Raw genomic sequence first — 19,759 nt, 5'->3', positions numbered from 1 at the left:
CCATTACATGCGGAAGACGCCGAACTGCGTCTGCGGGCTGGGCACCCGGGCGGCGAGGTCGAGCAGCAGCGCCAGAGCCTGCCGCGTCTCGGCGGGGTCGAGGATGCCGTCCACCCACAGGTGGCGTGCGAAGTTGCGGGCCGCGGCGAAGCTCTCGTACTGGCTCCGAATCGGCGCCTTGAATGCTTCCTCCTCGTCGGCGCTCCAATCGCGGCCCTGCGCCTGCAGGTTCTGCCGCTTCACCAGCCCCAGGGTGGTGGCCGCCTGTTCCGGACCCATGATGGCCGCGCGGCCGTTCGGCCACATGAACATGGCGTTGGGCCGGAAGGCCCGCCCGCACATCGCGAGATAGCCGGCACCGTAGGCGCCGCCCGTAATGATCGTGAACTTTGGCACCCGGGCCGAAGCCATAGCGGTGATGAAGCGCGCACCGGCCTTGGCGATGCCGCCCTGCTCGGCGTCCAGCCCCACCATGAACCCCGCCACGTCCGCCAGGAACAGCAGCGGCACGTCGCGCTTGACGCACAGATCGATGAAGTGGGTGGCCTTGGCGGCGCTTTCCGTGAACAGAACGCCGTCGTTGGCCAGCACGCCCACCTGCCAGCCGCCGATGCGCGCGAAGCCGGTGATGAGCGTCGGGCCGTAGTCGGCCTTGAATTCGGTCAGCTCCCCGGCATCGAGCAGGCAGCGCAGCACCTCGCGCGTGGGCGTGGGCTTCTTCGGATTGGCGCTGACGAGCCCGTAGATGTCGGTGACGGGGCGGGCGGGTTCCTGCACCGGAGCGCGCTCGCGCATTGGCGCCGGCATGGCCGGCAGCTCGTCCACCAGCCGCCGCGCAATGGCCATGGCATGGCCGTCGTCCTCGGCCACGTGGTCGACCACGCCGCTCAGGCGGCTGTGCATGTCGGCGCCGCCCAGGCGCTCGGCGTCTACCACCTCGCCGGTGGCGGCCTGCACCAGCTGCGGCCCGCCCAGGAATAGGAACCCCTTGCCCCGCACGATCACGATCTCGTCGCACAGGGCCGGGATGTAGGCGCCGCCGGCCGTGCACGCGCCGAGCACCACGGCAATCTGCGCAATGCCCTGGGCCGACATGTCCACCTGGTTCTGGAAGATGCTGCCGAACAGCCCTTCGTCGGGGAAGATGTTGGCTTGGTCGGGCAGGAACGCCCCGCCGCTGTCCACCAGCGTCACGCACGGCAGGCGGTGCTGCAGGGCGAAGCGCTGGGCCCGCACGTGCTTGCGGCAGGTCATGCCGAAGTAGGTGCCGCCTTTCACCGTGGGATCGTTGGCAATCACCATGCAGGCGCGGCCATGCACCATGCCCACGCCGGTCACGATCCCGGCACCCGGGGCGACGCCCTCGTAGAGCCCTTCGCCGGCGAGTTCGCCGATTTCCAGGAAGGGCGATCCTTCGTCCAGCAGCAGTTCGATGCGTTCGCGCACCAGCAGGCGTCCGCGCTTGCGGTGCTTCTCGCGCGCTTCGGCGCTGCCGCCCTGCCACGCTTGGCGTCGCGCCTCCAGCAGTTCCTGCAGCAGTTGCCCGTAGGCCTGTTGGTTCGCTTCGGTGTCGTTCATGGCGCTCATGCGTCGAGGTCCGGCATCTTGCGCAGGGTCAGGGCGACCTTCTGCGCCCCGGGGGCGGCGAAGAAGCCGTGGCGCACCATGCGCACCTCCGGCTTCACGGACAGCGCGTTGCGCACACGAGCCTCCACCTGGCGGGCCACTTCCGCATTCTGCGCGGCGTCCGCGCCGGGTGCGCGTTCCACCAGGAGCTTCAGGTTGCCCTGCGTGGTGTGGCCCTCGAAGTCGGCCAGCACGCGCACCGCGCCGCCCACCAGCGGCACCATGGCGGACACGACGTCCTGAACGGCGGAGGGGAAGATGTTGACGCCGCGCACGATCAGCATGTCGTCGGTGCGCCCGAAGCAGCGGATGGCCGGCGTGCTGCGACCGCCCGGGCCGCCCATGGCCGTCACGGTGACGTGGTCGCCCGAGCGGAAACGCAGTACGGGTGACGCTTCGCGCTGCAGCGAGGTGTAGACCAGCTCGCCGGTCGCGCCCTCGGACCAGGCGACGGGCTCGCCGCTGGCGGGGTCGATCAGTTCGGCCAGGATGTAGTCGGGGCCCACGAAGTACATCCCTCGCTGGTCGTCCGCCTCGGCCCAGTACACGCAGCCCAGGTCAGTGCCGCCCATGAGCTCGCAGCACGTGGCGCCCCAGGCCTGCTGCAGTGCCTGGCGGATGGCGGGGTTGCCGCCGCCCGGCTCGCCGCCCACGATGAGGCGTTTGACGCCCAGCGCGGTGGCAGGCATGCCGGTCACATCCGGTGCCAGGCTCGCCAGGTACAGCAGGAAGTTGGGCGTGCCCACGATGCAGCGCGGGCGGGCATCGCGTGCGGCCAGCAGCAGGCGGTCGGCGCCGCCATCCGCGCCGATCGGGATGTCCACAGCGCCCACGCGCTCCACGCCCTGGTAGATCGGCACGCCGCCCACGAAGCCTTTGCTCATCGAGAAGGCGTGCAGCACCAGGTCGTGCGGACGCACGCCGCAGGCGTACAGGCCGCGGCCCGTCACCTCGGCCCACGATGCGCGGTCAGCGCGCGTGAGGCCCACGTACGCAGGGCTGCCGGTGGTGCCGGAGGAGGCCTGCACCTGCACGATGTCCTGCGCGGGCGCGGCGCGGTGCAGCCCCAGCAGCGGTGCCGCGGCCAGGCTGTCGCGCAGCTCCTGCTTGGACGTGAAGGGCACCCTCGCCAGGTCGGCCAGCGTGCGGATGGACGCGAGGTCGATTCCGGCCTGCGCCATCTTGCGCTGGTACAGCGTGGAGTGCGCCGCCAGGTACGCCAGCTGGCGGTGCAGCAGTTCGAGCTGCTGCGCCTGGATGGCGTCCAAGGGCTGCGTTTCGATCGCGCTGAAGGTGGGTGGGGTGTTCATGGTCTCCTGGTCGCGACGATAAGCGAGCGGTCGTCCGTCCGGTTAATGCTATCATAGCCGCAAGGGCTTGCAACAAGCCGGCCCGCGAAACGGAGGCTCCTCTTCATGACGACAGGCGTAGCCGTGACCCGCCCCGTCCCCGGCGTGGCGCTGGTCACCATCGACCGGCCCCACAAATCCAACGCGATCGATCCGGCAACCGACCGCGCCATGGGCGAGGCGCTCGCCGCGCTCGAGCAGGACGACGACGTGCGTTGCATCGTCCTCACCGGCGCGGGCGACAAGGCGTTCTGCGCTGGCGCCGACATTCCCGAACTGCTGCCGCACCTGCGGCGCAACATCGCCGAGGGCCGCGACGATCCGCAGTTCTGCGGTGCCACCCACCGCCACGAGACTTCCAAGCCACTCGTCGCCGCGATCAACGGTGCCGCGCTGGGCGGCGGGTTGGAACTGGCGCTGGCCTGCGACTTGCGGCTGGCCTCCAGCAACGCGAGCTTCGGCCTGCCGGAGATCACGGTGGGCGTCCTTGCGGGCGGCGGCGGCTGCACGCGGCTGCCGCGCACCGTGCCGGCCGCCCTGGCGGCGGAGATGATCCTCACCGGCCAGGCGATCGACGCGCAGCGGGCGCTGCAGGCCGGCCTCGTGAGCGAGGTGATCGCCTTCGAGGCGCTGCTACCGCGGGCGCTCGCGCTGGCGCAGCAAATCGCGACACGCGCCCCGCTGGCGCTGCGCGCCTGCACGGAACTGCTGCGACGCCCGCGCTTCGTGGAACTGCAGGATGCACTGGCCGCCGAGCGCGCCGCCTTCGCGCGCGTGCTGCTGTCCGAAGATGCTCACGAGGGCATCCGCGCCTTCGCGCAGAAGCGCGCGCCGGTGTACCAGGCTCGCTGAGGAGGACGTGCTCTAGGGTAATCCCCGAGCATGTCGCGTGCAGACGGACAACCGTCCGATTTAACATGAGGGAACGGGCGCAATGCCTTCCCTGCAAGACCACCGAACGATGGAGACGACCATGAAACAGATCCTCAAGCGCGTTGCAGCCGCTGCCGCCCTGGCAGTTGCCGTGGGTGCGCCCTCCAGTGCCTGGGCCCAAGCCAAGACCTACGACCTGCAGAGCGTGTTCGGCCTGCAGGTGCCTTCAATCGGCCCCAGCCCGGTGAAATGGGCCGAGCGCGTGGCGCTCATGACCAACAACGAAGTGCGCATCAAGGTCTTGGGCGCCGGCGAGGTCGTGCCGCCGCTGGAGCTGTTCGGCGCCGTATCCAGCGGCGCGTTGCCCATGGGCTACGACTGGGTGGGCTATTGGTCCAGCAAGATCCCCGTGGCCAACCTGATCGGCTCCATGCCCTTCGGTGCCAACCCGGAGCTGTTCCTCGGTTGGATGTTCAATGGCGGCGGCCTGGAGATCCTACAGAAGGCCTACACGCCGCACAACGTGAAGGTGCTGCCCTGCCACCTGGTAGTGCCGGAGGCGGGGGGCTGGTTCAACAAGGAGATCAACAGCCCTGACGACATCAAGGGACTGAAGATGCGCATTGCAGGCCTGGGCGCCAAGGCAATGGAGAAGTTGGGGGCAAGCGTGCAGCTGGTGCCGTCAGGCGAAATCTACGTGTCGCTGGAGCGGGGGCGCATCGAGGCGACTGAGTTCTCGGCGCCGCAGCTGGACCTGGGCCTCGGGCTGCAGAAAATCGCCAAGTTCTACTACTTCCCGGGATGGCACCAGCCCGCCAGCTGGAACAGCATCATCATCAACATGGACGTGTGGAAGAAGTTCACGCCGCGCCAGCAGCAGGCGATGACCGAGGCCTGCTACGCCAACATCGCCTTCAACGCGGCCGACCAGATGGGCGCGCAGGTGGACGCGCTGGAGAAGATCGAGGCCGCGGGCGTGAAGATCCGCCGCTTCCCGGACTCGGTGCTCGCGGCGCTGCAGAAGGCCTCGCACGAGGTGATGCAGGCCGAGGCCGCCAAGGATCCCCTGTTCAAGGAGGCCTACCAGTCGCTCACCGCCTACATCAAGCGCAACGGCCGCTGGATCGAGTTGCAGGCGCTGCCGAAGGCCGGCAGCTAACCCTACGTGCTGCCTGACGAAGCGGGCCGCTGCGGCGGCCCGCTTGGTAACCGGGGATTCGCAATGGACAAGACACTGGCGGGCTTGGAGCGCTTCTGCGCCTGGGTCGGACGCATCGCATGCTGGACGGTTCCCGTCCTAGTCGTGAGCGTGTGCTTGGGCGTGCCGTTCGCGCAGCTGCGCATGAGCGTTCTGCTGCAGTGGGAGCAGCCGATCCCGCTGTTCAACACGGAACTCTCGCTGAGCGGGCTGAACGACCTGCAGTGGCACCTGTTCGCCGTCATGGTGATGCTCGGCGGCGCCTACACGCTGCACGAGAAAGGCCACGTCTGCGTGGACTTTCTCTCGGCGCGGCTGCCCGAGCGCACGCGAGAGCTAATCACCATGTTCGGTGACTTGCTGCTGCTGGTGCCGTTCGCGATCGTCATGACCTGGTTCTCCTGGAAGTTTGCGCTGAACGCGTGGAACACCGGCGAGGGCTCCAGCTACGGCGGCTTGGTGGACCTCTGGATCATCAAGTCGGTCATGCCCCTAGGCTTTGCGCTGCTGGCCCTCTATGGTGTGGCGCGGGCGCTGCGCATCGCCGCCGCCATGGTGGCGGGCAGGAGGATTTGATGGAATACGCCGCACCCCTGGCCATGTGCGGGGTTCTGCTGCTGGGAATCTTCACCGGCTACCCCGTGGCTTTCGTGCTCGCCGGCATCGGCGTGCTCACGGCGTTCGTGGCCGACGTGCCCCTAGTCTTCCTCTCCACTGGCGTCTCCCGGACCTTCTCCGGCATCCTGAGCAACTGGCTGTTGATCGCCGTGCCGCTCTTCGTGTTCATGGGGCTGATGCTGGAGAAGTCCGGCATCGCCCAGCGCCTGCTGCGTTCCATGGCAGGCCTGATGGGATCCTTGCCGGGCGGCTACGCCTTCGCGGTGACGATTATCGGCATCGTGATGGCCGCTTCCACCGGCATCATCGGCGCCTCGGTCACGCTGATGGGGGTGCTGGCCCTGCCGGCCATGCTGAAGAACCGTTACGACCCCCGCCTGTCGACGGGGGTAATCGCCGCAACCGGGACGCTGGGCATCCTGATCCCCCCCAGCATCATGCTGGTGGTGCTGGGAGACCAGATGCGCATCTCGGTCGGCGACCTGTTCGCCGGTGCGCTGGTGCCGGGGCTGCTGCTCGGGGTGCTGTACCTGTTGTACCTCGCGTGGCTGGCGCTGTTCCACCCGCATGCGATGCCGCCGCTGCCCCCCAGCGAACGGCTGAGGCCAGGCCGGGTCATGGTGCAACTGCTGCGCGACCTGGTGGCGCCTGCGGTGCTAATCGTGCTCGTGCTGGGCAGCATCATCGTGGGCGTGGCCACGCCCACCGAGGCAGCGGGACTGGGTGCAGCGGGCGCCTTCCTGCTGGCGCTCATCTCCCGGGAGTTGACGTGGGCGGTGTTCGTGGACACCTTGCGGGAGACCACCCGCACGACGGCGATGATCATGTTCGTCATGATTGGGGCCACGGTGTTCAGCGTGATCTTCCGCAAGCTCGGGGGCGACGCGATGATTGCCGACTACCTGGGGGTGACCGACGGCAGCGCCTCGCCTTACTGGGTGCTGACGGTCGTCATGGTCTTCCTCTTCGTGTTGGGGATGTTCCTCGACTGGGTGGAGATCACGTTCATCGTGATGCCGATCATCGCGCCCATCATTGCGGGTCTGGACTTCGGCATTCCCTCCGACCAGGTGCTGCTGTGGTTCGCCATCCTATTCGCGGTCAACCTGCAGACCTCCTTCCTCACACCGCCTTTCGGGTACGCGCTCTTCTATATCCGGGGCGTGGCACCCCCGGACCTTCCCACGCGGACCATCTACGCCGGCATCGTGCCCTTCGTCGCACTGCAGATCGTCGGGCTCGTGCTGGTCATCGTGTTTCCGCAGCTGGCGCTCTGGCTGCCGCAGTTGCTGCTTGGCTAGGAGAATCGGGATGGCCGAGAATGGAAGCGTTGACGTCGACGTGCTGGTAGTCGGAAGTGGCGCTTCCGGCATGTCCGCGGCGGTCACCGCCGCGGCCCATGGACTGGAAGTGTTGGTGGCCGAGAAGGCGCCGCTGTATGGCGGCACGACCGCCCGCTCGGGCGGCTGGCTCTGGATCCCGGGCACGCGTCTCGCCCGCGAGCAGGGCTTGCACGAGCCCGAGGGCGCCGCTCGCCGCTATTTGCGACATGAGGCCGGCACCCATTTCGATGCGGCGCGGGTGGATGCGTTCCTGCGCTACGGACCCGAGGCCATCGACTTCTTCACGCAGCGCACATGCTTGCAGTTCGACATGCCCCCTGTCTTCCCGGACTACCATGCCGAGGCACCGGGGGGCGCGCAGGGCGGTCGCTCGATGGTGACTCGGCCCTTCGACGCCAGGGAGCTGGGTCATCGCATCGAGTCGCTGGCGCCGCCCATTCCGGAGCTCACGGTCTTCGGCATGATGCTGGGGTCTGGCAAGGAGCTCTGGCATTTCCTGCGGGCGTTTCAATCAGCGGAATCGCTCCTCTACGTGGCCCGCCGCTTCGGCCGCCACTTCCTCGAAGTGCTGCGCCACGGTCGCGGCATGACTCTGACCAACGGCAACGCGCTGGCCGGGCGGCTGGCCAAGGCCGGCATGGACCTGGGAATTCCCGTGTGGCTGGCATCGCCTGTGCAGCGTCTGCTGCAGCAGGACGGCATCGTAGGCGGCGCGGTGGTGCTGCGCGAAGGGCGCGAAGTGGAGGTCCGCGCGCGCCGCGGGGTGGTGCTCGCGGCAGGCGGCTTCCCGCACGATGTCGAACGACGTTGTCAGCTCTTTCCGCACGCGCCCACCGGGCGCGAGCACTTCAGCCCCTCGCCCCCTCACAACACGGGCGATGGCCTGCGCCTGGGGGAATCGGCGGGCGGCTGGGTGGACCCGACGATTCCGAATGCGGCGGCATGGTGTCCGACCTCGATCGTGGCCCGTCCCGGTGGCAGCACGGGCGTGATGCCGCACTTCATCGACCGGGCCAAGCCCGGGGTGATCGCCGTGTTGGCGGATGGCAAGCGCTTCGCCAACGAGGCCAACTCGTACCACGACTTCGTGCAGGAACTGGTGAAGGCGGCGCGCGCCCGCGGGCTGGGCGAGGTGAGCTGCTGGTTGGTCTGCGACCATCGGCACCTGCGCGGCTACGGGGTGGGCACGGTGGCCAAGGCGCCGCTGCCAATCGGCAAGTACCTGCGCAACGGCTACCTGCGCCGGGGCGCCACGCTTGCGGCGCTGGCCCAGTCCATCGGCGTGCCGCCCGAGGCACTGACCGAGGAAGTCGCCGCATTCAACGAAGACGCGCGCCAGGGCGTGGACTGTCGCTTCGGCAAGGGCAGCACGGCCTACAACCGCTACCAGGGCGACGCGCTGGTGCAGCCGAATCCGTGCATGGCCCCCATCGCCCACGGCCCCTTCTATGCGGTGAAACTGGTCATTGGCGACATTGGCACCTTCGCCGGGCTGCAGACCGATGCTCGGTGCCGGGTTCTCACGCGCCAGGGGATGCCCGTGCCGGGCCTGTACGCAGTAGGCAACGATGCCGCCAGCGTTATGGGGGGCAACTACCCCGGCGCGGGCATCACGCTCGGCCCCGCGCTCACCTTCGGCTACGTTGCCGGCCTGGCGCTGGCCGGCCGGCTCGACGCAGAAGCCACTGCAGCGCCGGCAGCGCAACACGAGCAGCCCTTCCCATCCGCCTAGATCTCCATCTCCAAGCAAGGTGCCCATGACCTACCAGGATCTCCTCTACGAAATCCGCAACGGCGTTGCGTGGATCACGATTAACCGTCCGGAGAAGATGAATGCCTTCCGCGGCACCACCTGCAACGAACTGATCCGCGCGCTGCACAAGGCCGGCTACGACCGGGAGATCGGCGCCATCGTGCTGGCGGGCGCCGGCGACCGGGCCTTCTGCACCGGCGGCGACCAGTCGGCGCACGACGGCAATTACGATGGCCGCGGCACCATCGGCTTGCCGATGGAGGAATTGCACCAGGCTATCCGCGACGTGCCCAAGCCCGTCATCGCGCGGGTGCAGGGCTATGCCATCGGCGGCGGCAACGTGCTGGCCACGCTCTGCGACCTGACCATCTGCTCCGAGAAGGCGGTCTTCGGCCAAGTGGGGCCGAAGATGGGCTCAGTGGACCCTGGCTACGGCACGGCATTCCTCGCCCGCATTGTGGGCGAGAAGAAGGCGCGCGAGATCTGGTACCTGTGCCGCCGCTACAGCGGCCGGGAAGCGATGGCGATGGGTCTGGCCAACATCTGCGTGCCGCACGAGGAGTTGGACGCCACGGTGCAGCAGTGGGCGGAGGAGATCTGCGAGCGCAGCCCCTCGGCTATTGCCATCGCCAAGCGCAGCTTCAACATGGACACCGCGCACCAGGCGGGGATCGCCGGCATGGGCATGTACGCGCTGAAGCTGTACTACGACACCGAGGAATCGCGCGAAGGCGTGCGCGCGCTGCAGGAGAAGCGGAAGCCGCAGTTCCGCAAATACGCCAAGTGAAGGCCGGCCCCGGAACTGGAAAAACCGCCCAGCGTGAGCGGTGCGTGTCGAGCTACATGCTCGCGATCGCCGACGAGTTCGACGCCAGCGCATGGACCCGCGCAACTGCAGCTACAGCTGCGGCTGCGGACATGCGAGGCAAGATCGAGCAGCGGCTGGACCTGCAGCGGTAGGGATCTTCGCGTCCGTGGCCACCTTGATATAGCGGGTGATGTCGCCGCGGATGCGCTGGGGCGAGCTGGTCCGGCGTGCTGGATACGACGACGAAGCCGCGCCCGTCGAACTTCACGCGCATGTCCCCCGGCGTGGGGACGCCGGGGCTGGGAGGCGGCTTGGGCATGCCGCAGCTAGCGCGCCAGTCAGAGCACAGAGAAAGGGGTTCCGGCACGTCTTTGAGTCGGTGCTGCGTCGCTGCATGAAGGAGGGGATGGTCGGCGGCGAGGGGTTTGCCATCGACGCCAGCGTCATCAAGGTCGATGCGAGCCGGGCGCGTGGAGTACCGGCTGGCGAAGCGGCACGATGGTCCGAAGGGGAGGCGCCCACGCGCGCGGTGCGCGAGTACCTGCAGGCACTGGACGATGAGAACCCCTCGGCAGAGGCTGCATAAGAGCTGCGTTAGGATGTTGAGTGCGCTGGCGCTTGCGGGTGCCCCAAGGGAAGGCTGAATGCCCTCTGCCGTTTGTCCTCTCAGAACACTAATTTGCGTCGTTTTCTTGCCGTAGTTCCAGCTGTTAACGACTCTGTTCTGGAAAAAGCGCACCTTCGCAACTGGCTGGCGGGACCTCAGTTCCATCAGTAAAGCGACCTGACCTGACGGTTCGACGGCATACCTAGAACTGGCGCGGGTTTCATGACGCCTCAGTTAAGGACTCTGTTTCACGCGCACAGCTGTGCCCCGGGGGCCAGCCGTCGAGTAGAGGCCTGCGCCTAGCGTTTGCGCTGAACCGGTGAGAAAGCCGTCGGCCGCGTGGAGTTCCTGCAGCGGGCGGTGACCGGCGCCCTCCAAGGCCCTCCAGGCCGCTTCACTTCGCTGTTGCGAGCCGCCCGGCCTTCTTCGGCGTCCGCGCAGGTCCAGGGCTGAGTTGCTCCTGCATCAGGCGCAGGAGGTCCTGCGCGTTGCCGTCGAAGTGAGCCACAAGCAACTTGACCGCCAGGTCGGCATGCCGGTTGATGGTGGCATCGATCAGCGCGGTGTGCTCCCTGTGGATGCGCTCGCTGAAGTTCTTCGAATGCCAGTTCCGAGCGAGCACGATGCGGCGGTAGCGGATGTACTGGGCGTCGAGCATCCGGCAAAACTGCAGCAGCCATTTCGAGCGACACGCGCTAATCAGGGACCAGTGAAGCTGCCGGTGCGACTCTTCCCATCGGTCCGCGTCCTCGCCATAGGGGTCGTTTGGAATCGGCATTCGTCCGAGGGCGTGGCTGGCCGCGAGAACCTGGGCCTCCCAGGCGATGGAGCCATTGGCGATCGAATTGCGCAGCGCGTCCGAGCACAGCTGCTTGCGCAGGCCGTGGACGTCCTGCAGCTCGTCCAGGCTGAGGGGGGCCACCCGGAAGCCGATGTGGCTCTCGGCGATGACGAGGTTCTGCGACACCAGCCTTTGCAGCGCCTCGCGCAACGGGCTGATCCCCACGCCGTAGCGCTCCCTGAGCATTCCGAATGCGAGTTTGGCCCCCGGTTCCAGCCGTCCGGAGCAGATGTCGGTCGAAAGGCGCTGCTCGACCTCGTCCGCGGAGGTGGCGGTCGTGCGCCGTCCGGCGTCCAGGGGGCTTGCGGAAGAAGTCATGCCGCGAATCTTGCCACCCAAACGCCCGGACCAGGAAAATTTGCCGATGTTGGAAAATCCTGTAAAGTTGGAATCTTTACAAGAGGAGACAGCATGAGCTACACCGTGATCAACGTGCCCGAAGCATCGGACGTCCCCGCACCGCCGCCCCAGACGTGGTCGAACATGAAGGTGGCCCAGGGCGGGCACTTCCACATTTCGGGGATGGTTCGGGAGGGCGCCACGACGTACGACCAGGCGCGCGGGATCTTTGCGGACATCCGCTCCCTCATCCAGGCGGCTGGCGGGGCCATGGACGACATCATGACGATGCAGATCTTCGTGATCGATCTCGACGACAACCAGGAGATCTGGCGTGCGCGGCGCGAGTTCTTCTCCGGGGACTTCCCCTGCTCCACGCTGATCCAGGCGGTGCGGGTCGGCAGCCCGAAGGCGAACCCCCCGATGCGGGTGGAAATCAACTGCTGCGGCTACATCGGCGGCAGCACTTCCAAGTGAATGCCCAACTCCCCGGAAGGAAAGCAATGAAGGTATTCACCAAGCAACTGGTTGGCGTGGCCCTGGCCCTGGTGAGCGGCATCGCTGCCGCCCAGTTCCCGACCAAGCCGATCCGCATCGTCGTGCCCTACGCACCGGGCAGCACGCTGGAGCCCATCGTCCGAGCCATCGGCGACGACATGAGCCAGACGCTCAAGCAACCGGTGGTCATCGAGTACAAGCCCGGCGCGAGCACCACCATCGGCGCGGCCTACACCGCTGCCGCTCCGGCGGATGGACACACGCTGTTCGTGAACGCCGCGAGTTTCCTCATCTCGGCCCAGCTGATGTCGAAGCTGCCGTACAACCCGCAGACGGCGTTCGTGCCCATCACCGGCCTGGCCGAATCCGCGCATGTGCTGATCAGCCCGATCGGATCGCCCCACAAGACCGCCAAGGAGTTCATCGCCCACTCCAAGGCCAATGGCGCCAACATGTCGTACGGATCGTTCGGCAACGCGAGCTCGGGCCATCTCGGATTCGAGCGCATGAAGAAGCTCTACGGCTTCACGGCGACGCATATCCCCTACAAGGGCAACGAAGGCCTGCAGGACATCATCGCCGGCCGCCTCGACAGCATGCTCAATGACCTGCCGGTCGTGATCCCCTTTGCCAAGGACAGCAAGATCCGAGCGCTCGCCATCGCCACCGACAAGAGAGACCCGAACCTGCCTGACGTCCCCACGTTCGAAGAGGCGACGGGAGTGCCGTTCCAGTCGAAATCCTGGTTCGGCATCCTGGTGCGCGCGGAAACGCCCGCAGCGATCCGCAGTACGCTGAACACCGCCATCACCAGCGCCCTCAGGAAGCCCGAGATCGCCAAGAAGCTGACGGATCTCGGCGTCAAGCCGACGCCTTCCACGTCGGAAGCCTTCGCCGAGTTCATGGCGCAGGAGAGCAAGCGCTTCGCCGACGCCATCGCCTTCGCGAACGTTCGCATGGAATAGCGAGTCGCCAGCGAGCCCGCTCGCAGCGGGCTCGCTGGACGACGGCTACGCAACCTCACAGGGTGGATCTCCGCGGCGCATTGGCCGCGCCGCCCCGCCTACACGAAAACATGGAATGGCATCCCGGCTGCTGCCACGCTGCCCGATGCCACGCGTCAAGATGAAGCTACTCAGATACGGGCCGATTGGCCACGAGCGCCCTGGTCTCCTGGACGGCGAGGGCAGGATCCGGGACCTCTCCGGTCACGTTGCCGACATCACGCCGGAGGTGTTGTGTCCCGAGTCGCTCGCCAGGCTGCGCCGGATCGACCTGGGCGGGCTGCCGCTCGTACCGGACACGGTTCGCATCGGCCCCCCCCTGTCGAGGGTGGGGAAGTTCCTGGCGATCGGCCTGAATTACCGCAAGCACGCGATCGAATCGGGGATGCCGATCCCCGAGCAGCCCGTGCTGTTTCCCAAGTGGACCAGCTGCATCAGCGGGCCGGACGACGACGTGACGATCCCGTACGCGGGGTGCCAGCTGGACTGGGAAGTCGAACTGTGCATCGTCATCGGCAGCCGGGCGCAGCGGGTCAGCGTCGCCGACGCGCCCCGGCATATCGCCGGCTACTGCCTGTCCAATGACGTGTCGGACCGCAACTACCAGTTCAACGGTGGGGCAGGGCAGTGGGGCAAAGGGAAAGGCTTCGACGGGTTCGGTCCGATCGGCCCCTGCCTGGTCACCTCCGACGAGGTCGGGGATCCGCAAGCCCTGGACCTGTGGCTCAAGGTCAACGACGAGCTGGTGCAGAACGCCAGCACGAGCGACATGATCTTCGGATGCGCCGAGATCGTGAGCCACTGCAGCCGCTTCATGACCCTCGAGCCCGGCGATCTGATCATCACAGGGACGCCGAGTGGCGTCGGCATGGGGATGAAGCCGCCTCGCTATCTGCAAGCGGGTGACGTCGTCACTCTTGGCATCAGCGGGCTGGGCAGCCAGCGGCAGCGAATCAAGGCTCCCCCGGCGCAGCCGGATTGAAATCCGTCCCGCGGCTGGCCGCCTGGCCGCTACGGCATGCGCAGCTTGCCGGCTTCGACCAGCGGCCGGGTGGCGGCGCGATCGCTCGGCCGCTGGGCGTCACAGCCCCTGGGTCGCCTTCGCAATCCGCGCCGCCGTGTCCGCCAGTGCCGACAGCTCCACGCAGGCGCGCCGCTCGGTCTCCAGCGCCGCGGCCAGCCGGCCCGGGTCGGCGGCCATGGCCCGCTTCAGACGGGCCAGCGCGTGCGGCGAGCGCTCGGCGACCTGCCGCGCCAGTTCGAGCGCACGCGGCAGGACTTCGCTGGGCGGCACCACCTCCTTGACGATGCCCAGCCGCTGCAGCGCCTGCGCGCCTTGCCGCTCGCCCAGCACCAGCAGCTCCATCGCCTTCTGGTGTCCCACCGCCAGTGGCAGCAGGTGGGTGACGCCGCCGGTGACGAAATGGCCCAGTGACATTTCGGGGAAGAAGCCGACCAGGTCGTCGCCGGCCACGATCAGATCGCAGTTCAGCACCCACTCGAAGCCGCCGCCCACGGCATGGCCGCGGACGGCGCCGACCACCAGCTTGGAGCCGAACATGAGGGTGCGGGTGATCTGCTGGACGCTGTCGGCGTGGTGCGCGATCGACTCGGGCGAACCCGCCTGCTGGTCGAACTCCTTCAGGTCGTCGCCGGCGCAGAACGCGCGCCCTTCGCCGGTGAACACGATCACGCGGGTGGCCGGGTCGGCCTGCGCCCGGTCCAAGGCAACCTGCAGGTCGCGCAACAGCCCGGTCCCGATGGCGTTGAGCCGTTCGGGCCGGTTCAGGCTGACGATCGACACCGGCCCCTCGTTGCGCAGCAAGACGTATTCCATGCCCATCACCCTCACTTCGCGTTCCGGCGGGCGGGCCCCGCCGTGCCGCTTTCCCGCTCGCGCGCGAGCCGCATCAGGCTGCTTTCGCCGGTGGTGGCACCGAGGATGCGGGCCAGGCGCGGGCCGGTGCTGATGTAGGCGTGGCCGATGCGGCTGTCGAAATACAGCGAGTCGCCCTTGGCGAGGCGGAACACCTCGCCGGTGTCGAAGTGCACTTCCACCTTGCCGGACAGCACGTACATGAACTCCTCGCCTTCATGGCGCGCGAAGTCGCCGGGGCCCTGGATGGCGCGCGCGTGGACGGTGCCCAGGATCGGGCTCATCTGCTTGCCGGCGGCCTGCGTGCCCAGGAACTCGTAGGTGAAGGCCAGGCCGCGGTAGCGCACGCCCTGGTTGGCGCGGGTGACCACCGGCTGGTCCAGCGAGCGGGGCGAGCCGCCGGCCTCGGCGAACATCGCGCCGATGTCCATGTTCAGCGCCCGCGCCAGCGCCGAGAACTTCTCGTAGCTCAGGGCCAGCTGGCCGCGCTCGGCGCGCGAGATGGTGGGCACCGACACGCCCGAGCGCTCGGACACCTCGGCCAGCGTCCAGCCGTACTTGCGCCGGGCCGTGCGCAGCCGCTGGCCGAAGGTCTCGCGGTCCAGCGTGCGGGGATCGCCGACGGCCGGGCCGGCGGCGGTTCGGGCTCGGGCGGTTCGGGCGGGTGCAGCCATCGTGGAGTGGCGCGATTATTTGCGCAAACGAAAACGCGTGCCGCGCATTCCGAGTAAAGGTAATCCCTGAGGTTGCAAGCCGTTTGCAGATACGCAAAAGTGGCTTAGGATGCCGCCCGATGGCAAACACGGCTGACTTCTTGGTGATCGGCGCCGGCATCGCCGGCGCTTCCGTCGGCTACTGGCTGGCCCCGCACGGCAAGGCGATGCTGCTGGAGCGCGAGGCGCAGCCCGGCTACCACACCACCGGTCGCTCGGCGGCGCTGTTCATGGAAAGCTACGGCACGCGGCAGGTGCGCCTGCTCACCACGGCCAGCCGGGCCTTCCTGGAGGCGCCGCCGGCCGGCTTCAGCGAGCATCCCCTGCTCAGCCCGCGCGGCGCGATGATGGTGGCCGCCCACGGGCAGGACGCCGAACTGCAGGCCCACTGGGAGGTGCTGCACGGCATGTCGCCCCATGGCCGCCTGCTGGACGCGCAGCAGGCGTGCGAACTCACCCCCGCCCTGCGGCAGGAGCGGCTGCTCGGCGCCGTGTACGAGCCCGACGCGGCCGACATGGACGTGCACGCCATCCACCAAGGCTTCCTGCGCGGCATCCGGCGCGCCGGCGGCAGCGTGGTGCCGGACGCGGAGGTCCGCTCGCTGCAGCGCAGCGGCGGTGTCTGGCAGGTCCGCGCCGGCGACGCGACCTGGGAGGCGCCGGTCGTGGTGAACGCGGCGGGCGCCTGGTGCGACGTGCTGGGCCGCATGGCCGGCGCCCGCCCGATCGGCCTGCAGCCGTGCCGCCGCGCGGCCTTCATCTTCGCGCCGCCGGCCGGTTGCGACGCCTCGCACTGGCCGATGACGGCCGGCGTGTCGGAGGACTGGTACATCAAGCCCGACGCCGGCATGCTGCTGGGCTCGCCGGCCAATGCCGACCCGGTCGAGCCGCACGACGTGCAGCCCGAGGAGCTGGACATCGCCATCGCGATCGACCGCATCCAGACCATGACCACGCTGGAGATCCGGCGGCCCACCCGCACCTGGGCCGGCCTGCGCTCCTTCGTCGCCGATGGCGACCTGGTGGGCGGCTGGGACGAGCAGGCGCCCGGTTTCTTCTGGTGCGCGGCCCAGGGCGGCTACGGCATCCAGACCTCGCCCGCGATGGGCCAGGCTTGCGCCGCGCTGGTGCTGGGGCAGGCGCTGCCGGCCCACGTCGCCGCCACCGGCCTGACGGCCGACATGCTCTCGCCCGCCCGCCTGCGCCAGCCCGCCAGCCACTAACCCCTTCATTGCACCCATGCGCGTCTTCAGCGGCGGCCTCGCCACCGAAACCAACACCTTCGCGCCCATGCCCACCGGCATGGCCTCGTTCAAGGACCGCGGCTACTTCGCCGCCGGCCAGCACCCCGACCACATGTTCTTCTTCGCCGGGCCGCTGTGGGCAGCGCGCCTGCGCGGCAAGGAATTCGGCTGGGACCTGGTGGAAGGCATGGTGGCCGGCGCCCAGCCGAGCGGCATCACCACCCGTGCCACCTACGAGGCCTTGCGCGACGAGCTGCTGGCCGACCTGAAGCGGGCGCTGCCGGTCGACATGGTGCTGCTGGGCCTGCACGGCGCGATGGTGGCGGACGGCTACGACGACTGCGAGGGCGACCTGCTGCGCCGCGTGCGCGAGATCGTCGGGCCCAACGTCGTGGTCGGCGCCGAGCTCGACCCGCACAGCCACCTGAGCGCGGCGATGGTGGACAACGCCGACGTGCTGGTCGCCTTCAAGGAGTACCCGCACACCGACGTGCTGGAGCGCGCGCTGGAACTGGTCGACCTGTGCGCCGCCAAGGTGCGCGGCGAGCGGCAGCCGGTGGCGGCGATGGTGGACTGCGACATGATCGTCACGATGCACACCTCGCGCGATCCGGCGCGGGCGTTCGTCGACCGCATCCAGGCGCTGGAAGGCCAGGACGGCATCCTGTCGATCTCCATCGCGCACGGCTTCGCCTGGGGCGACGTGCCGGACATGGGCACCAAGGTGCTGGTCTATGCCGATGGCGACGCCGGCAAGGCGCAGCGGCTGGCGCGGCAGCTGGCCGACGAGCTGATCGCGATGCGCGAGGCGCTCACCGTGCGCTATCCCTCGATCGACGAGGCGCTGGACGAGGCGCTGGCGTTCGACGGCGGGCCGGTGATCATCTCCGACGGTGCCGACAACCCGGGCGGCGGCGCCGCCAGCGACGCCACTTTCATCTTGCAGCGCATCCTGGAGCGCGGCGTCGCCAACGTCGCCATCGGCCCGTTCTGGGACCCGGTGGCCGCGCGCATCGCGGTCGAGGCGGGCGAGGGCGCGCAGCTGGACCTGCGCATCGGCGGCAAGGTCAGCCCGCTGTCGGGCCCGCCGCTGGACCTGCCCTGCACGGTCAAGGCCGTGCGCCACGAGCACATGCAGACCGGCCTGTCGAACACCCCCACCGCGATGGGCGACTGCGCGCTGGTCGAGTGCCGCGGCGTGGAGATCCTGCTGGTCTCGATCCGCAACCAGGCCATGGGCAGCGACCTGTTCACCGGCATCGGCTGCGACCTGGCCGCCAGGAAGGTCGTGGTGGTGAAGTCCTCCCAGCATTTCTACGCCTCCTACTCGAAGATCGGCCGCCACGTGATCTACGCCGGCGCGCCCGGCGCCGTGACGCTGGACCTGAAGATGCTGCCCTACCGCAAGATCCGCCGCCCCAAGTGGCCGCTGGACGCCTGACCCTTTTTTCCTTCCCGACCCACCGGAGAACGCTGATGCAAAGACGAACCCTGGCTGCCGTGGCCGCGCTGGCGCTCGGCGCCACCCTGGGGCTGGCCAGCCCCGCCGCCCTGGCGCAGAACAAGACCCTGCGCGTGGTCGCCCACGCCGACGTGAAGATCCTCGACCCGAGCTTCACCACGGCCTACATCTCGCGCAACTTCGGCTACATGGTCTACGACATGCCCTTCGGGCTGGACGCCAAGGGGCAGCCGAAGCCGCAGATGGTGGACAAGTACACCAGCAGCAAGGACGGCAAGCAGTGGTCCTTCACGCTGCGGCCCAACCTGAAGTTCGCCGACGGCTCGCCGGTGCGCGCCGCCGACGTGGTGGCCTCGATGCAGCGCTGGACCTCCAAGGACAGCATGGGCCGCGCCATGACCGCGCTGTCGGCCGCTGAGTGGAAGGCGGTGGACGACAAGACCTTCACGCTGAGCCTGAAGGAGCCGTTCGGCATGGTGCTCGAAGCCATGTCCAAGCCCTCGGGCTACCCGCCGGTGGTCATGCCCGAGCGCATGGCCAAGCTGCCGACCACCACGCCGATCGCGGAAGTGATGGGCTCCGGCCCGTTCATGTTCAAGCGCGACGAGTGGGTGCCGGGCAACAAGGTGGTGTTCGTGCGCAACCCGCACTACGTGCCGCGCACCGATGCCCCCAACGGCCTGGCCGGCAGCAAGAAGCCCAGCTTCGACCGCGTCGAGTGGCTCTACATCCCCGATGCCAACAGCGCCGTCGCCGCCCTGCGCAAGGGCGAGGTGGACCTGATCGAGCAGGTGCCGCCGGACTTCATCAACCCGCTGCGCGCCGACCCCAACGTCAAGCTGCTGCCCTCCGGCTCCTGGCAGGGCTTCATCGTGATGAACCAGCTGCACCCGCCGTTCAACAACCCGAAGGTGCGGCAGGCCGTGCTCAAGGCGGTGGACCAGGACAAGTTCATGGCCGCCATGGGCTACCCCAAGGACCTGCGGGTGACGAACTGCGCCACCTTCTTCATCTGCGGCAGCCGCAACGAGACCACCGCCGGCGCCGAGCCCTGGCGCACGCCCGACGTGGCCAAGGCCAAGCAGCTGCTGGCCGAGGCCGGCTACAAGGGCGAGAAGGTGGTGCTGCTGGTGCCCAGCGACATCACCTACCTGAACGCCGAGGCGCTGATGGCGGCGCAGACCATGCGCAACATCGGCATGAACGTCGACATGCAGACCTCCGACTGGGCCACCATCGGCGCCCGCCGCGCCAAGCGCGACGCCCCGGACAAGGGCGGCTGGAACATGTACGTCACGGTCGCCGGCAGCTTCGACGCCGACTCGCCGGTCACCAATGCCTACCTGAGCGCCGCCTGCGGCACCAGCCTGCCCGGCTGGCCCTGCGACAAGCCGCTGGACGAGCTGCGCACCGCCTGGCTGAAGGAAACCGACGCCGGCAAGCGCAAGCAGCTGCTCGACCAGTTCCACGCCCGGGCCTTCGAGGCGCTGCCCTACATCAGCGCCGGCCAGTACTCGCCGGCGATGGCGGTGCGCGCCGAAGTCAAGGGCGCCGAGAAGCTGTGGGGCGGCCTGCCGCTGGTCTGGAACCTGGACAAGTAAGCACCG

The 19,759-nt window shown here is 68.4% G+C and carries 18 protein-coding genes and 1 pseudogene; 14 read left to right on the top strand and 5 right to left on the bottom strand.

Annotation, left to right across the window (positions count from 1 at the left end):
- Positions 1-3: 3 nt before the first annotated feature.
- Both PE066_RS08610 and PE066_RS08605 read right to left on the bottom strand, forming a co-directional pair.
- Positions 4-1,587, bottom strand: a complete 1,584-nt coding sequence (locus tag PE066_RS08610) for an acyl-CoA carboxylase subunit beta (RefSeq protein ID WP_271236138.1) — start codon at positions 1,585-1,587, stop codon at positions 4-6.
- The gene (locus tag PE066_RS08605) at positions 1,584-2,936 is read right to left on the bottom strand and encodes a phenylacetate--CoA ligase family protein (protein WP_271236137.1); all 1,353 of its coding nucleotides are present in this window, start codon (positions 2,934-2,936) and stop codon (positions 1,584-1,586) included. The genes PE066_RS08610 and PE066_RS08605 overlap by 4 nt, the downstream gene beginning before the upstream one ends.
- A gap of 123 nt (positions 2,937-3,059) precedes the next feature.
- Here PE066_RS08605 and PE066_RS08600 point away from each other — a divergent pair, with 123 nt between their 5' ends.
- The 8 genes and pseudogenes from PE066_RS08600 to PE066_RS08565 all read left to right on the top strand — a co-directional run.
- A complete protein-coding gene (locus tag PE066_RS08600) occupies positions 3,060-3,827 on the top strand; it encodes an enoyl-CoA hydratase/isomerase family protein (protein WP_271236136.1) in 768 nt (255 codons plus the stop codon).
- 121 nt (positions 3,828-3,948) lie between these two features.
- Positions 3,949-5,007, top strand: a complete 1,059-nt coding sequence (locus tag PE066_RS08595; protein ID WP_271236135.1) for a TRAP transporter substrate-binding protein — start codon at positions 3,949-3,951, stop codon at positions 5,005-5,007.
- 183 nt (positions 5,008-5,190) lie between these two features.
- Positions 5,191-5,622: a TRAP transporter small permease subunit gene (locus tag PE066_RS08590; protein WP_271236134.1), complete on the top strand. Its 432-nt coding sequence runs from the start codon at positions 5,191-5,193 to the stop codon at positions 5,620-5,622.
- Positions 5,622-6,965, top strand: a complete 1,344-nt coding sequence (locus PE066_RS08585) for a TRAP transporter large permease (protein ID WP_271236133.1) — start codon at positions 5,622-5,624, stop codon at positions 6,963-6,965. Before PE066_RS08590 ends, PE066_RS08585 begins: the two co-directional genes overlap by 1 nt.
- Positions 6,966-6,975: 10 nt before the next feature.
- Positions 6,976-8,739, top strand: coding sequence for an FAD-dependent oxidoreductase (locus PE066_RS08580; protein WP_271236132.1), 1,764 nt, complete (start codon positions 6,976-6,978; stop codon positions 8,737-8,739).
- A 25-nt stretch (positions 8,740-8,764) separates the two neighbouring features.
- Complete coding sequence (badI, locus tag PE066_RS08575) at positions 8,765-9,547, top strand: 2-ketocyclohexanecarboxyl-CoA hydrolase (RefSeq protein WP_271236131.1); 783 nt, start codon at positions 8,765-8,767, stop codon at positions 9,545-9,547.
- Complete coding sequence (locus PE066_RS08570; RefSeq protein WP_271236130.1) at positions 9,544-9,720, top strand: hypothetical protein; 177 nt, start codon at positions 9,544-9,546, stop codon at positions 9,718-9,720. Before badI ends, PE066_RS08570 begins: the two co-directional genes overlap by 4 nt.
- A 206-nt stretch (positions 9,721-9,926) precedes the next feature.
- Positions 9,927-10,130, top strand: a pseudogene (locus PE066_RS08565) (IS5/IS1182 family transposase); the annotation flags it as partial.
- Positions 10,131-10,569: 439 nt separating this feature from the next.
- On the opposite strand, the gene PE066_RS08560 reads toward PE066_RS08565, so the two are convergent.
- A complete protein-coding gene (locus PE066_RS08560; protein WP_271236129.1) occupies positions 10,570-11,334 on the bottom strand; it encodes a GntR family transcriptional regulator in 765 nt (254 codons plus the stop codon).
- Between the two features lie 93 nt (positions 11,335-11,427).
- On the opposite strand from PE066_RS08560, the gene PE066_RS08555 reads away from it, so the two are divergent.
- From PE066_RS08555 to PE066_RS08545, 3 genes are all read left to right on the top strand, one after another.
- Positions 11,428-11,832, top strand: coding sequence for a RidA family protein (locus tag PE066_RS08555; RefSeq protein ID WP_271236128.1), 405 nt, complete (start codon positions 11,428-11,430; stop codon positions 11,830-11,832).
- A 26-nt stretch (positions 11,833-11,858) separates the two neighbouring features.
- Positions 11,859-12,818 (top strand): Bug family tripartite tricarboxylate transporter substrate binding protein, encoded by a 960-nt coding sequence (locus tag PE066_RS08550; RefSeq protein ID WP_271236127.1) that lies wholly within the window; start codon positions 11,859-11,861, stop codon positions 12,816-12,818.
- A gap of 160 nt (positions 12,819-12,978) precedes the next feature.
- Positions 12,979-13,839, top strand: a complete 861-nt coding sequence (locus PE066_RS08545) for a fumarylacetoacetate hydrolase family protein (RefSeq protein ID WP_271236534.1) — start codon at positions 12,979-12,981, stop codon at positions 13,837-13,839.
- 99 nt (positions 13,840-13,938) lie between these two features.
- Here the strand turns inward: PE066_RS08545 and PE066_RS08540 are convergent, their stop codons facing one another.
- Together PE066_RS08540 and PE066_RS08535 are read right to left on the bottom strand one after the other, a co-directional pair.
- Positions 13,939-14,694 (bottom strand): enoyl-CoA hydratase/isomerase family protein, encoded by a 756-nt coding sequence (locus PE066_RS08540; protein WP_271236126.1) that lies wholly within the window; start codon positions 14,692-14,694, stop codon positions 13,939-13,941.
- Between the two features lie 11 nt (positions 14,695-14,705).
- The gene (locus PE066_RS08535) at positions 14,706-15,407 is read right to left on the bottom strand and encodes a helix-turn-helix domain-containing protein (RefSeq protein ID WP_271236125.1); all 702 of its coding nucleotides are present in this window, start codon (positions 15,405-15,407) and stop codon (positions 14,706-14,708) included.
- A gap of 119 nt (positions 15,408-15,526) precedes the next feature.
- Here PE066_RS08535 and PE066_RS08530 point away from each other — a divergent pair, with 119 nt between their 5' ends.
- The 3 genes from PE066_RS08530 to PE066_RS08520 are packed head-to-tail and all read left to right on the top strand — an operon-like array spanning position 15,527 to position 19,753.
- A complete protein-coding gene (locus PE066_RS08530) occupies positions 15,527-16,669 on the top strand; it encodes an NAD(P)/FAD-dependent oxidoreductase (RefSeq protein ID WP_271236124.1) in 1,143 nt (380 codons plus the stop codon).
- 16 nt (positions 16,670-16,685) lie between these two features.
- Positions 16,686-18,131 carry a M81 family metallopeptidase gene (locus PE066_RS08525; RefSeq protein WP_271236123.1) on the top strand — a complete coding sequence of 482 codons (1,446 nt, stop codon included), beginning with the start codon at positions 16,686-16,688 and terminating at the stop codon, positions 18,129-18,131.
- Positions 18,132-18,166: 35 nt separating this feature from the next.
- Positions 18,167-19,753, top strand: a complete 1,587-nt coding sequence (locus PE066_RS08520) for an ABC transporter substrate-binding protein (protein WP_271236122.1) — start codon at positions 18,167-18,169, stop codon at positions 19,751-19,753.
- Positions 19,754-19,759 lie beyond the last annotated feature (6 nt).

Origin of the sequence: Ramlibacter tataouinensis (assembly GCF_027941915.1) — a bacterium.
Taxonomy (GTDB): domain Bacteria; phylum Pseudomonadota; class Gammaproteobacteria; order Burkholderiales; family Burkholderiaceae_C; genus Ramlibacter; species Ramlibacter tataouinensis_C.
Note: the sequence above shows the minus strand (reverse complement) of the source record. Positions and strands in the feature narration are given on the sequence as shown.